The organism is Microbacterium sp. NPDC089698 (genome assembly GCF_044749045.1).
In the GTDB taxonomy this organism is placed as follows: domain Bacteria; phylum Actinomycetota; class Actinomycetes; order Actinomycetales; family Microbacteriaceae; genus Microbacterium.
Window position 1 is genome coordinate 597,613 of the sequence record NZ_JBIVHE010000001.1, and the last position, 13,336, is coordinate 610,948.

General features: G+C 70.6%; 13 protein-coding genes. 10 read left to right on the forward strand and 3 right to left on the reverse strand.

Features of this window, described 5'->3' with window-relative positions; translation table 11 throughout:
* The first annotated feature begins 3 nt into the window (after positions 1–3).
* Entirely contained in the window at positions 4–264 is a 261-nt protein-coding gene (gene rpsT / locus ACIPY5_RS02875; RefSeq protein ID WP_309339018.1) for a 30S ribosomal protein S20, read from the forward strand.
* Between the two features lie 376 nt (positions 265–640).
* Here rpsT and holA read toward each other — a convergent pair whose 3' ends face one another.
* Positions 641–1,693 (reverse strand): DNA polymerase III subunit delta, encoded by a 1,053-nt coding sequence (gene holA, locus ACIPY5_RS02880; RefSeq protein ID WP_400966441.1) that lies wholly within the window; start codon positions 1,691–1,693, stop codon positions 641–643.
* Between the two features lie 182 nt (positions 1,694–1,875).
* Between holA and ACIPY5_RS02885 the strand changes: the two genes are divergently transcribed.
* The 9 genes from ACIPY5_RS02885 to ACIPY5_RS02925 are packed head-to-tail and all read left to right on the forward strand — an operon-like array spanning position 1,876 to position 10,655.
* Positions 1,876–2,337 (forward strand): MaoC family dehydratase, encoded by a 462-nt coding sequence (locus tag ACIPY5_RS02885; protein WP_309339023.1) that lies wholly within the window; start codon positions 1,876–1,878, stop codon positions 2,335–2,337.
* Complete coding sequence (locus ACIPY5_RS02890) at positions 2,334–3,239, forward strand: SDR family NAD(P)-dependent oxidoreductase (RefSeq protein ID WP_400966444.1); 906 nt, start codon at positions 2,334–2,336, stop codon at positions 3,237–3,239. The genes ACIPY5_RS02885 and ACIPY5_RS02890 overlap by 4 nt, the downstream gene beginning before the upstream one ends.
* A gap of 3 nt (positions 3,240–3,242) precedes the next feature.
* Positions 3,243–4,841: an AMP-binding protein gene (locus tag ACIPY5_RS02895; protein WP_400966447.1), complete on the forward strand. Its 1,599-nt coding sequence runs from the start codon at positions 3,243–3,245 to the stop codon at positions 4,839–4,841.
* A complete protein-coding gene (locus ACIPY5_RS02900) occupies positions 4,838–5,716 on the forward strand; it encodes an amidohydrolase family protein (RefSeq protein WP_400966450.1) in 879 nt (292 codons plus the stop codon). Before ACIPY5_RS02895 ends, ACIPY5_RS02900 begins: the two co-directional genes overlap by 4 nt.
* Positions 5,716–6,483 carry an ABC transporter ATP-binding protein gene (locus ACIPY5_RS02905; RefSeq protein WP_400966453.1) on the forward strand — a complete coding sequence of 256 codons (768 nt, stop codon included), beginning with the start codon at positions 5,716–5,718 and terminating at the stop codon, positions 6,481–6,483. Before ACIPY5_RS02900 ends, ACIPY5_RS02905 begins: the two co-directional genes overlap by 1 nt.
* Complete coding sequence (locus ACIPY5_RS02910) at positions 6,480–7,340, forward strand: ABC transporter ATP-binding protein (protein ID WP_400966455.1); 861 nt, start codon at positions 6,480–6,482, stop codon at positions 7,338–7,340. The genes ACIPY5_RS02905 and ACIPY5_RS02910 overlap by 4 nt, the downstream gene beginning before the upstream one ends.
* Positions 7,337–8,221 (forward strand): branched-chain amino acid ABC transporter permease, encoded by an 885-nt coding sequence (locus ACIPY5_RS02915; protein WP_400966458.1) that lies wholly within the window; start codon positions 7,337–7,339, stop codon positions 8,219–8,221. Before ACIPY5_RS02910 ends, ACIPY5_RS02915 begins: the two co-directional genes overlap by 4 nt.
* Positions 8,218–9,393: a branched-chain amino acid ABC transporter permease gene (locus ACIPY5_RS02920; protein ID WP_400966461.1), complete on the forward strand. Its 1,176-nt coding sequence runs from the start codon at positions 8,218–8,220 to the stop codon at positions 9,391–9,393. The genes ACIPY5_RS02915 and ACIPY5_RS02920 overlap by 4 nt, the downstream gene beginning before the upstream one ends.
* Positions 9,390–10,655 (forward strand): ABC transporter substrate-binding protein, encoded by a 1,266-nt coding sequence (locus tag ACIPY5_RS02925; protein WP_400966464.1) that lies wholly within the window; start codon positions 9,390–9,392, stop codon positions 10,653–10,655. Before ACIPY5_RS02920 ends, ACIPY5_RS02925 begins: the two co-directional genes overlap by 4 nt.
* A gap of 105 nt (positions 10,656–10,760) precedes the next feature.
* On the opposite strand, the gene ACIPY5_RS02930 is transcribed toward ACIPY5_RS02925, so the two are convergent.
* Together ACIPY5_RS02930 and ACIPY5_RS02935 are read right to left on the reverse strand one after the other, a co-directional pair.
* Positions 10,761–11,408 carry a GntR family transcriptional regulator gene (locus ACIPY5_RS02930; protein ID WP_309339184.1) on the reverse strand — a complete coding sequence of 216 codons (648 nt, stop codon included), beginning with the start codon at positions 11,406–11,408 and terminating at the stop codon, positions 10,761–10,763.
* A 92-nt stretch (positions 11,409–11,500) separates the two neighbouring features.
* Positions 11,501–13,270 carry a bifunctional metallophosphatase/5'-nucleotidase gene (locus ACIPY5_RS02935; RefSeq protein WP_400966468.1) on the reverse strand — a complete coding sequence of 590 codons (1,770 nt, stop codon included), beginning with the start codon at positions 13,268–13,270 and terminating at the stop codon, positions 11,501–11,503.
* Positions 13,271–13,336: the final 66 nt, after the last annotated feature.

Consider the following 13,336-nt stretch of genomic DNA (forward strand, 5'->3'; position numbering starts at 1 on the left):
TCCGTGGCGAACATCAAGTCGCAGATCAAGCGCAACAAGACCAACGAGAAGGCGCGCGAGCGTAACAAGGCCGTCAAGAGCGAGCTGAAGACCGCCGTCCGCAACACCCGCAAGGCCATCGCCGGTGGCGACAAGGCCGCCGCCGAGGCCGCCCTGAAGGCCGCGTCGAAGAAGCTCGACAAGGCCGTCAGCAAGGGTGTCATCCACTCGAACCAGGCCGCGAACCGCAAGTCGTCGATCGCGAAGCAGGTCTCCGCTCTCTGAGCCGGATCCGACTCTGACGAAGGCCCGTTCCCTCTGGGAGCGGGCCTTCGTCGTCCCCGGGATCCCCTCTCCGGGCCCGTCGTCCGGATCGAGCAGATTCGGGGCGCACTACCCCGTTTTGGGGCGCACCCCGCCGCCGAATCGTGGCCTGACACGCCCCAAAACACGAGGGCACGCCCCAAACCGCGCAGGGGACGACCCGACACAGCCCTCGGGGTCTCCCCCGGGATTGGGACGCAAGCCCGGGGTTTGGGGCGCACTTCCCCGGTTCGGGGCGCGTGCCGCCGGCGAATCGTGGCTCGGCGCGCCCCAAAACAAGAGAACGCGCCCCAAAACGTGAGGATGCGCCCCATACGGAGACGGTTCCCGCGCGGCGTCAGCGGACGGCTTCGCCGTAGGGCGCGCGGGTCGCGATCACGGTGATCATGCGCTCGAGCGCGAAGATCGGGTCGCGGGCCGCACCCTTGACGTCGGCATCCGCACGCGCGGTGGCCTGGATCGCGAGGCCCAGGCTGCGCTCGTTCCAGCCGCTCAGGTCGCGGCGGGCGCGGTCCACCTGCCAGTCCTTCATCCCGAGCCGGGACGCGAGAGCCGCATTGGACTCCCTGGATCCGGCCACCCGCGCCATCGACCGCAGCTTCATCGCGAACGCGGCGACCATCGGCACGGGATCCGCGCCGGACGCCAACGCGTGCCGGAGGGCGATGAGCGCATCGCCCAGGCGTCCGGCGATGGCGGTGTCGGCGACGACGAAGGCGGAGACCTCGACGCGTCCCCCGTAGTAGCGCTCGACGACGTCGGGCGTGACGTCGCCCTGGACGTCGTTGATGAGCTGCTGGCAGGCGGCGGCGAGCTCGGTGATGTCGTCGGAGAACGCGGAGACCAGCGCTCGCAGCGCCTGCGGCTGGATCCGGCGTCCGACGGCGCGGAACTCGCCCGCGGCGAAGTCGGCCTTCTCGTCGTCGCGCTTGATCGCGGGACAGGCGATCTCGATCCCGCCGCCCGTGCCGGCGCGGATCGCGTCGAGCAGCTTCTTGCCGCGCACGGTCGCTCCGGAGTGCCGGAGCACGACCGTCGCCCCCTCCTGCGGGTGCTCGAGATACGCGACGGCCTCGGCGAGGAACGCGTCGGTGCAGCGCTCGACGCCGGAGATGCGCAGAAGGCGCGGTTCGCCGAACAGCGACGGCGAGGCGAGCGCGAGCAGACTGCCGCCCTCGTAGTCGTCGGCCCGCAGGTCGCTGACCTCGAGCGCCGGATCCTCCGCGCGCAGGTAGGCGCGCACCCCCGCGATCGCCCGCTCCGCGCAGATCTCCTCCGGCCCCGACACGAGGACGATCGGCGCCGGTCGCGGCTCGCGCCACGACACCTGCGGGATGTTCGTCGCCTTGCCTCCCCGGCGTGCGGCGGAGGACGAGCGCGGTGCGGGCATGGATCCAGCGTACCGGCGGGCACGGACGTTCGCCGCGCCTCAGGGCCGGATCCGCGCGTTTCCGGGCGGCGTCCGAAATTCCCCTTCCCTTCGCCCCGTTGTTTCAGGTAACCTGAAAACGAGGCGATGTGGCCTCCGTGCTCCGCACGAAGCGACGAAGCGATGAAGCGAGAAGGAGTGCCATGACTGCTGCGGATGTCTCCGTGACCGTCGAGGATCTGCCCGGCCTCGAGGGGGCCGAGTTCGGACCGTCCTCATGGCGCGAGGTCACCCAGGAGGAGGTGGATCTCTACGCCGTGGTGTCCGGCGACGATAACCCGATCCACGTCGACGAGGACTTCGCCGCGACCACGCCGTTCGGCACGCGCATCGCGCACGGCCTGCTCACGCTGAGCCTCGTGGTCCCGCTCATGCGCCAGGTGTTCGAGGTCTCCGGCGCGAGCATGGGGATCAACTACGGCATGAACAGGGTCCGTTTCCCGGCTCCCGTTCCCGTCGGATCCCGTATCCGTCTGCGCGGGCGGGTCGCCGCCGTGACGGACGTCGGCGGCGGGTGGCAGCTGGAGGTGCCCGTGACGTTCGAGATCGAGGGCGTCGAGAAACCCGCCTGCGTGGCGGAGCTGGTGCTGAGGTACTACCGATGAGCGGCGCGATCCGCCTGGACGGCAAGGTCGCGATCGTCACCGGCGCCGGTCGCAGTCTCGGTCGGGCCTACGCGCTCGCCCTGGCGGAGGCCGGGGCCGCCGTCGTCGTCAATGATGTCGATGCCGGAACGGCGGCTCAGACCGCTGCCGACATCGAGGGCGCTGGGGGACGCGCCGCGGTGGTGGTGGGGCCGGTCGGTCCCACCACCACCGCCGAAGAGCTCGTCGCCACCGCGATCGCCGTCTTCGGGCGGATCGACGTCCTCGTGGCGAACGCAGGGGTGCTGCGCGACCGGGTGCTGTGGAAGATGGACGACGACGACTTCGACGCGGTGATCGGAACCCACCTGCGCGGATCCTTCACATGCGGACGCGCCGCCGCAGTCGCCATGCGCGCGCAGGGTTCGGGCGGGCGCATCGTGCTGATCGGCTCCCCCGCCGGGCAGTTCGGCAGCTTCGGGCAGACCAACTACGCGGCGGCGAAAGCCGGGCTGGTCGCGATGGCACGCACCTGGTCCCTCGAACTCGCCCGTGCCGGGATCACCGTGAACGCCGTGATCCCGACGGCCCTCTCCCCCATGACCGCGACCATCCCGGCCTACACGCAGGTCTACGAGGACTACGTCGCGGGTGGGGACATCCCGGTCGAGTACCGCCGCGACCACGCGCTCGGCACCCCGGAGGACGTCGCCTCGCTGATCGTCTGGCTGGCCTCCGACGCTTCCGCGGAGGTCACCGGCCAGGCGGTCGGGATCGGCGGCGACCGGCTGACGCTGTACGCCCACCCCGCGGCGCTGCGGACGCTCGACCACGACGGAGGCTGGACCGCCGCGCAGCTCGACGACGCCTGGCGCGAGGAGCTCTCCGCCGACGCCCAGCACTCCGGGCCGCCGCAGGGCTGACGGATGCGCGCCCATTACGCAGATCTCTGGCAGGCCGTCGCGCGCTCCCTCCCCGAGCGCATCGCGATCCGCACCCCGGATGACAGTTGGACCTACGAGCGCCTCTCCCGCGAGGCGGGGGCGCTCGCGGGCACGTTCGCGCGACAGGGCCTGCGCTCCGGCGACGTGGTCGCGATCCTCCTGCACAACCGGCCGGAGTTCCTCATCACGCTCTTCGCGTGCCTCGCGACCGGGCTCATCCCGGTGCCGCTGAACTTCCGCTTCCGCGCCGGGGAGATCGCGGCGCTCCTGGACGATTCGAGCGCCGCCGCGATGGTGCATCCGACCTCGCTCGGCGCGACCGCGCGCGATGCCGCCGCACAGGCGGCTGCTGATGTCCTGCTCGTGAGCGTGCCGGACGACGACGGGGACGCCTCCGGGCTCACCTGGGCCGAGGCGATCGCGGACGACGTCCCCCTGCCGGCCGAAGCGCCCGAGGGCACTGAGCTCTGGATCTACACCGGGGGCACGACCGGGCGTCCGAAGGCCGTGCGCTGGGCCGAGCTGGATCTCTTCGAGGGTCAGATGTTCCCGACGTACTCGATGTGCGCGTTGCCCTGGCCGCGCACGGCCGATGAGGCGCTGGAGATCGCGATCGACCCGACGGCTCCGCGCCCCGTCACGCTCCCCCTTGCGCCGCTCATGCACGGCACCGCGCTCACGATGTCGATGAACACCTTCACGCTCGGCGGAACGGTCCTGCTCACCTCGGCTGCGCACCTGGACGCGGAGCGCGCCCTGCGCTTCGCACAGGCGCACGGAGCAACCCGGATCGTCGTCGCGGGCGACGCGGTCGCCCTCCCTCTCGCGGAGGCCGCGGAACGCGCCGTCGGATCCCTCGGCGCCGTGACCTCGATCATGAGCTCCGGCATGCGCTTCAGCCCCGAGACCAAGCACCGGCTGCATGCCCTCGGCGAGCTCACGATCTTCGATCTCCTCGCCTCCTCGGAGGGCGGAGGCCTTGCGGTCACCGTCACCGCAGGCATGGACGACCTGCCGGGCCGCCCGCGGCTGCTTCCCACGACGGTCGTGCTCGACCAGGACCGGACCGAGGTCCAGGATCTCCCCGGCTCCCTCGGCGTGCTCGCCCAGCGCGGGGCGCTTCCGCTCGGGTACCACGGCGACGAGGAGAAGACCGCGGCGGCATTCCCCGTGATCCGCGGAGTGCGCCATGTGATCCCCGGCGACTGGGTGCGCGTCGAGGACGACCGTCACGTCGAGTTCCTGGGGCGCGGCAGCGCGGTCGTGAACACGGGCGGGGAGAAGGTCTACCCCCTCGAGGTCGAGGAGGCGCTCCTGACCCATCCCGCCGTCGCCGACGCCGTGGTGCTCGGGGCCCCCGACCCGAGGTTCGGGGAGATCGTCACCGCCGTGGTCGAGCGCTCCGGCGATGTCACAGCGGAGGAGCTCCTCGCGCACGTGGACGGCCTCCTGGCCGGCTACAAGCGCCCCCGCCACATCCTCTTCCGCGCGTCGATGGATCGCACCCCGACCGGGAAGGTCGATCTGGTCCGCCTCCGCGAAGAGATGATCCGCGACCGCAGAGAGGAGACGCCCTCATGACGGCTCTCCCGACCATCCGGGCGATCGACACGCACGTGCACGTCCAGATCGACGACGCCGGCCGATACGGCGCCTCCGCCGAACAGCGCGAGGCGATGGACCGCTACTTCGGCACCACGGACCCGGCCAAGACGGTCGACGAGACCGCGGCCTACTTCCGCGAGCGCGACATGATGGCGGTCGTGTTCACCGTCGACGCGACGACGAACACCGGGCACGCGCCGAACAGCATCGACGACATCGCCGCGGGTGCCGCCCGCAACCCGGACGCGCTGATCGCGTTCGGATCTGTGGATCCGTTGCAGGGACCGGCGGCGCTGCGCGAACTCGAGCGGCAGGTCTCGCAGCTGGGCGTGCGCGGCGTCAAGTTCCACCCGACCCTTCAGGGCTTCGACCCCTCGGCGGAGGAGTTCGATCCGCTCTTCGGCGCGATCGAGGATCTCGGGATCCCGATCGTCGTGCACACCGGGCAGACCGGCGTGGGCGCGGGCGTGCCCGGCGGACTCGGGCTGCGGCTGGGCCTGTCGAACCCGATCCTGCTGGACGACGTCGCGGCGCGGCATCCGCGCCTGCAGATCGTGATGGCCCATCCCAGCGTGCCCTGGCAGGACGAGGCCCTCTCCATCGCGACGCACAAGGCCAACGTCTGGATCGACCTCTCCGGGTGGTCCCCGAAGTACTTCAGCCCGGGCCTCGTGCGCGCGACCCGCACCTATCTGCGGCACAAGATGCTGTTCGGCTCCGACTTCCCCGCCCTGACGCCGGACCGCTGGCTGCGCGACTTCGCGGCGCTGGAGCTGCCGGAGGAGGTCGAGCGCCTCGTGCTGCGGGAGAACGCGATCCGACTGCTCGGCCTCGACGGCGGAGCGGCCTGATGCGCGTCTCCGCCGGCGACAGCGCTCCCGCCCTGCGCGTCGAGGGCCTCAGCGTCCGATACGGACGGTCCGTCACGGCGTTGCGGGATGTCTCGCTCACCGTCGCGGACGGCGAGGTGGTGACCCTGATGGGGCTGAACGGCGCGGGCAAGTCCACCCTCGCCCGGGCGATCACCGGACTCCTGCCCGTGCAGGGCGGGTCGATCCCGGCAGGCACGATCACGAGCTTCGGCGCGCCGCTGCTGCGGCGTTCCCCCCGCGCGATCGTCCGTCACGGCGTCGCGCAGGCGCTCGAGGGCCGGCGGATCTTCGGCGCGATGACCGTCAGCGAGAATCTCGACATGGGCGGCGCGACCATCAGCGCGAACGCACTCAAGGCCAATCGCGGCCGAATGATGGAGCTGTTCCCCCGCCTCGCCGAGCGGCACGATCAGTCGGCGGGCCTGCTCTCCGGGGGCGAGCAGCAGATGCTCGCGGTGGCCCGCGCGCTCATGTCGTCGCCGCGGCTCCTCATCCTCGACGAGCCGACGCTCGGGCTCTCCCCCAAGCTCGTGACTCAGGTGAGGGACACCATCCGCGCGATCCGGGCCGCAGGCACCAGCGTGCTGCTCATCGAGCAGAACGCGACGATGGCCCTCGCCGTCGCCGACCGCGGCTACGTGATCGAGCACGGCCGCATCGTCCACGCGGCCTCGGCCGCGGAGCTGCGCGCCGACGAAGGTCTCCAGCGGCTGCTGCTGGGACTCGGAGCGGAGGACGCCGCATGAGCGCGCCCGCCGCACCGCTGCTCGAGGTGCGCGACGTGGAGCTCCGGATCGGAGGACTGCATATCCTCCGCGGAGTCACCTTCGACGTGCGCGAGCACGAATTCTTCACCGTCATCGGCCCCAACGGCGCGGGAAAGACCTCGCTGCTGAACGTCCTCAGCCGCATCTACCGCCCGACCACCGGATCGGTCGCCTTCGACGGGCGATCACTGCTCGACGTGAGCCGCACCGGGCTGGCCGACCTGGGCATCGCCCGCACCTTCCAGAATCTCGCGCTGTTCGAGCACATGGACGTGATGGACAACGTCGTGCTCGGCCGCCAGCGCCTGATGCGTTCCGGCGTGCTGACCGGTGCGGTGTGGTGGGGCCGTGCGCACCGCGAAGAGACGGAGGCCCGGCGGGCCTGCGAGCCGCTCATCGACCTGCTCGGACTCGGCGCCTTCCTGAACCGTCCGATCCGCGATCTCCCCTACGGCATCAAGAAGCGCATCGAGCTCGCCCGCGCCCTCGCGGTGGAACCGCGCCTGCTGCTGCTCGACGAGCCCGCCGCGGGGATGAACGACGAGGAGACGGACGAACTCGCCAGCTGGATCCTCACCGCCACGCAGGAACTGGGGCTCACGGTCGTCATGATCGAGCACGACATGGGCATGGTCACCCGTCTCGGCGACCGTGCCCTCGTGCTGGACTTCGGAACCGTCGTCACGATCGAGGCCCCCCGCGCCGCGATCGCGGACCCGCGCGTCATCCGCGCCTACCTCGGAGACGAGACGGAGGCGGCGGCGGATCCGACGGCGACGGGGAACGTCGCGCTCGACATCCCCGGCGACCGCGTAAGGAGGGCGAAGCGCGCATGACCGACGTCCTCCAGACGCTGACCTCCGGCATCGCGCTCGGATCCCTGTACGCCGTGCTCGCGCTCGGCTTCGTGATCGTGGCGCGGGCGTCCGGCATCCTGAACCTCGCTCAGGGCAGCTTCGTCGTCCTCGGCGCCTACCTCGCCTACGCGCTCATCCATCAGGCCGGCCTGCCCTTCTGGGCGGGCGTGGTCGTCGCGATGGCGGCCGTCGCGCTGTTCGCCGTGCTCCTGGAGGCGCTCGTCCTGCATCGCGTCGCCGACCACTTCGCCGCGCTTCTGATCACGTTCGGCGTGACGATCGCGGTCGCACCCGTCATCACGGGCATCTGGCCGGGCGATTCCCTGAACCTCGGCGATCCCTGGGCGCTGAGCGTGCTGCGCATCGGCGGCATCGGCATCACGGCGCGCGACGCCACCCTCATCCCGATCACCGCCGTGCTCCTGCTCTGCTTCTTCCTGTTCTTCCGCTACACCCGCATCGGTCTCAGTCTGCGTGCGACGGCGATCGACAGCGAAGCCGCGCTGGCACAGGGTGTCAGCACGCGGCTCGTCTACGGCATCTCCTGGGGCATCGCCGGAGCCCTCGGCGCCTTCGGGGGCGTCATACTCTCGACCACCGTCGGCGGCGGCGTGCGGCCGGGGCTCGAGGTGTACGCCTTCCTCGCCCTCCCGGTCATCATCCTCGGCGGACTCGAGTCTCCGCTCGGCGCGGTCGTGGGAGGCCTCATCATCGGCGTCGTCCAGCAGTTCGCCGTCTCCCTCGTCCCGGAGAGCTGGGGATCGGGGTTCTCCGAGGTCGTGCCCTATCTCGTGATGCTCGTGATCCTGCTCATCCGACCCGCCGGACTGTTCGGCCGACGAGAGGTGCGTCGCGCATGACCCTGACCGCTTCCGGATCCGCCCTCGCACCGCGCGCACGGGCAACGGCGCCACGGCTGTTCGACACCCTGAGGAAGAAGATCCTCGCGATCGCGTTCCTCGTGGCGATCGTCGCGCTCCCGCTCAACGTCGCCGACAGCTACCTCCTGACCGTCCTGACGACCGCCGCCATCGCCGCGATCGCCGCGACCGGCCTGAACCTGCTGACCGGATACGCGGGGCAGATCTCCCTCGGGCATGCGTTCTTCGTCGGCGCCGGGGCGTTCTGCGGTCAGGTCCTCGGTGGTCAGCTCGGCCTGCCCCTCGTGCTCTGGCTCCCCTTGTCCGCGCTGTTCGCGGGCGCTCTGGGAGCGATCGTCGCCCCCTTCGCCCTCCGGCTCAAGGGTCCCTATCTGGCGATCGTGTCGCTCGGCCTCGTCTTCATCGGCATCTACGCCGCACGCAACCTGCCCGCCCTCACCGGAGGTCTCAACGGAACGGTGGTGACCGCGCCGGTCTCGATCGGGCCGCTGGACTTCGCCGCGCTCCGAGTGGGACCGTTCCTGCTCACCCGAGAGCAGGGCATGTTCATCCTCTGCTGGCTGGTGCTCGCCGCGATCCTCCTCGCGACCGCCAACATCGTGCGCTCCCGGTCCGGAAGGGCCATGCAGGCGTTCCGGGACCACGACCTCGCGGCCGAGGTGCTCGGGGCGCGGCGGCTGCCCACGATGATGAACGCGTTCATCGTGTCCTCCGCGCTGGGCGGCCTGTCCGGAGGGCTGCTCGGCGTCGAGCTGCAGTACATCCGGCCCGAGAACTTCGGGCTCGACCTGTCGATCCAGTACGTCGCGATCGTGGTCATCGGCGGGCTCGCGAGCATCTGGGGGCCGGTGCTGGGTGCCCTCTTCATCGGCCTGGTCCCCGTGATCGCGATCCGGCTCGCCGACGTGCTGCCCTTCATCTCGAAGCCCGGCGAGCAGGGCGGCGTGAGCGTGTCCGGCTTCGGACTCATCGTCTACGGCGTCCTCATCGTCGTGTTCCTCCTCTTCCGGCGCGGCGGGCTGATCTCGTTCTTCCGTCGCCCCGGTCGCCGGCCTCCTGCAGCGCCGGCCAAGACGCAGGCCGCACCCGCGGCCTCGCCACCCGACCCCGCACCGGGGATCACGACACACCAGGAAGGACACAGCCTGTGAGACACCGCACTCCTGGCGCCATCGGCATCGTCGCCGCTGCCGCGCTGCTCCTCACGTCCTGCGCCGTTCAGACCGCTCCGAGCGCTCCGAGCGGCGGCTCCACCACCGCCTCGGCGACGCTCGCGTCGGTGCCGGGCTTCGACCTGTCCGACGGCGTCATCCACGTCGGCGAGATGACCGCGCTGAGCGGTCCGATCGCGCCCTCGGCGAACGAGCAGGTCGCCGGACAGCAGGCGTACTACGACATCGTCAACGCGAAAGGCGGCATCGCCGGGAAGTATCCGGTGAAGGTCATCACCGCGGACAACCAGTACAACCCGCAGCTCGCCGTGCAGGAGTACCAGCGGATCAAGGATCAGGTGGTGATGCTGTCCGGCATCCTCGGCGACGCCTCGACCGAGGCGCTGCTGCCCATCCTCACGCAGAACAGGGCCGTGGCCCTGCCGTCGACGCAGAGCTCGCGCTTCACCGCGCAGGAGAACCTCGGGATGACCTTCACGTCCTACCAGTCGAACGTCTGGAACGCGCTGTCCTACCTGTTCGAGAAGGGCAGGATCAGCAAGAGCTCCACCGTCTGCTCCATGGTCCAGGCGGATCAGTCGGGACAGGCCCGGCAGGACGCGCTCGAGCATGCGGGCAAGGAGCTGGGCTTCACCGTGGGCCCGAAGACGGAGTTCGCGCCGACCGACACGGCGTTCACCGCGCAGATCCAGACCCTCAAGACCGCGAAGTGCGACCTGGTGGTGTTCGGCGGCGCCAACGGCAACGTGCCCAATGTCGTCGCGGCCTCCACCCAGCTCGACTTCACGCCGATCTGGGAGACCGAGTTCTTCTCGATCGCCCAGTCGTTCAAGGACACGGACATCGCGACCTACCTCAAGGACAACTTCGTGATCACCGGACTTGCCGGAGACCTCGACGACACCTCGATCGAGGGCATCAAGCTGCTGACCGACAAGCTCGGGAAGACGCCGACGATGCAGAACGTCTACGGCTTCATGCAGGCGATCACGGCGACGACGATCCTGGAGAAGGCCGTCGAGCTCGGCGATCTCTCCGGGTCCGGGCTCATGAAGGCGATGGACGGCCTCGGGAAGATCGAATACCTCGGCCTGAACGGCGACATGACCTACGGGCCGGTCGCGAAGCGCCTGCAGCCCGATACGTCGTCGATCTTCTCGTACGATCCGGCCGCGCCCGGCAGCCTCAAGGCGCTCACGGCGCAGTATGTGGCTCCGAAGGGCCGCGGGCCCGGGTTCTGAGTCCCGCGAGGATCTCACATGAGGGAGCCCGCTCGCGTTCACCGCGGGCGGGCTCCTTCTCGCAGTGCGGGTGCTCGCGGTGCGGGTGCTCGCGCTGCGCGGATGTCAGTCCCGCGTGCGCAGCAGGGCGATGACACCGGCGAGGTGCGTGCGGGTGGCCGTCTCGGCGGCGTCCGGATCCCGCGCGAGGACGGCATCGATGATCGCGGTGTGCTCCGCCGCCGAGGCGGCCGCGCGGCCGGGCAGGAAGCCGAGGCGGAACTGGTGCCGCGCCGACTGCGCCAGCAGTCGCTCGAGCAGCAGCGTCGCCGTCTCGTGGCCGCTCAGCGCACGCAGGAGCCGATCCAGGTCCTGGTTCAGCCGCGAGTATCCGAGGAGGTCGCCCGTCGACACCGCGGTCTCGAGCGCGGTGCGCAGCGCGCGCAGCTCCTCCGCGCCATCCTCGGTGAGGTTCTCCGCGGCCTTGCGCGCGCACAACGACTCCAGGCCGACCCGCACCTCGACGATCTCGATGGCTTCGCCGACGCTGATCGCGCGCACCCGTGCGCCGCGGTTCGGGAGCCGCTCGATCAGTCCTTCGCCCGCGAGAGTGAGCAGCGTCGTGCGCACCGAAGCACGGGTCGCGCCGTACTGCGCGCTGAGGTCCGCCTCGACGAGGCGCTGATGAGGCGCGAACTCCGCGTTCAGGATCGCGTCCCGCAGTTGGGCGGTCAGGTCGGGGCGCGCTCGCGCGCCCCGCTCGGCTACCGTCATCACTCCACGCTCCCGCCCGCGCCGCCTCGGCACAGGGCGACCCGCTTCGCCCCGAAGACTATCGCCCGGGGCGAAGCGGGCAGGGGCGGAGGTCAGCGTGTTCCGAGGTCCTTGCGCCGCCGCCGGGCGACCACCAGCAGGAGCAGGCCGGCGACGATTCCGCCCCCGGCGAGGAGCGAGGCGAGCAGCGGCCCCTCGGACCCCGTCGCCGCGAGCCGGCCGGACGCGTCCGTGTCGCCGCCGGTGGTCGCGGTTCCGGGGCCGGTCATGCTGCCCGAGGGGGGCGCGGGAGTCGGGGAGCCGCCCGGGACGGCGGTCGGTGACGGGCTCGGACCGGGGCCTCCGGTGCCGCCGGGCTCGGTCGGCTCGCCGGGCGCCCTGCGTGTGATCCGTCCCTCGATCATCGGCGCCACGGGGCTGTGCGCCACGATGTAGTCACTGAGCATCTCGGTCACCCCGGGATACTCCGCGAGGACCGTCCCCGTGAAGCCGCTCGCGACGCCCGTCGTCGTCACGACCGTGTAGGCGGCATTCGGGTCGAGCGCCCTTCCGGCCGCCTGCACCCGGTGCACCTTCGAGGTCGTCCCGTTCGGGTCCAGCACGATCGACAGACCGCTCACCTGCGGGAAGGATCCGGAGGGCGCAGGATAGCTCGCGGTCAGCGATTCCAGGAGCCGGAGGAGTTCCGCCCCCGTGAAGGTCTTCTTCGTCATCGCGGTCGGGGCACGGGACAGGGTGAGGATGTCGCCGCGGGTGATCGGCCCCGGCTCCTTGCGGCCTCCCACGTATCCCGCGGGGAGCACGGCGATCTCAGCCTCGGCGTACTCGGCGACCGCGTCGGCGAACAGGTTCCCGAGGGCGGTCTCCTGGGTGCGGACGATGTCGCGCGTGCCTTCGAGCAGGACGGTCGTGCTGCCGATCGGCGTGGCGAAGTACGCATCGGACACGGTCCGGAAGGCCTCGACCGCCGCCGTGGTCTCCGGCTTCTCCGGCGCGTTCGCCATCTCGCTGCGCGACACGAGCCGCGCGGCCGCGGTCGTCACCTTCCCGTCCACGACGCCGAGGTCCACCACTCCGAGATTGTGCCCGAACTCGCCGGTCTGCACGATCAGGGTGCCGTTCTGCCGTCGTCCCTGCGGCAGCACGCTGTGGCTGTGGCCGTCGATGATCAGGTCCATGCCCGTGACGGCATCCGCCACCTTCAGGCTCGTCATGTCCGACCCCTGGTCACCCAGGTGCAGGAGCCCGATCACGAGATCCACGCCCTGTCCGGTGACCTCGTCGACGAGGGACTGGGTCGCGGCGATGGCGTCCCGGTACTCGACGTCCTGCGAACCCATCGCGGCGGAGACGGGCGTCGTGACTCCGATCACGCCCGCCTTCATGCCGTTCGGCAGCGGGATGATCGCGTACCCCGGCAGGACCGGCTGCCCCGTCGCGGAGTAGACCATGTTCCCGGCCAGCATCGGGTGATCGAGGCGCGACGCGAGCTCCTGGAGATACGCGGAACCGTAGGAGAACTCGTGGTTGCCCGCGGTCATCGCGTCGAAGCCCAGCGTGTTCACGATCGGCACGATGCTCGCGCCGCGGTCGATCGCGGTGTACTTCGATCCGGAGAACGTGTCGCCCGCGTCCAGGAACAGGGTGTTCGGGTTGTCCGACCGCAGCTGATCGACATAGCCGCCGATCCTGGCGTAGCCGATCTCGGTCGCGGTCTCGAAGACGTTGCCGTGCACATCGTTCAGATGCGCGATCGACACGGTGCCGGTGAATCCGGAGGACGCCTGCGCCGGCGGCGCGAGCGCGCCGCCGGCCCCCAGACCGAGCAGGACGGTGAGCCCGAGGATCAGGACTCCGGGCATTCTTCTTCTACGCTTCATCGCGTTCTCATTCCCCAAGGAACGGATCCTCGTCGCTGAGGATCCGGG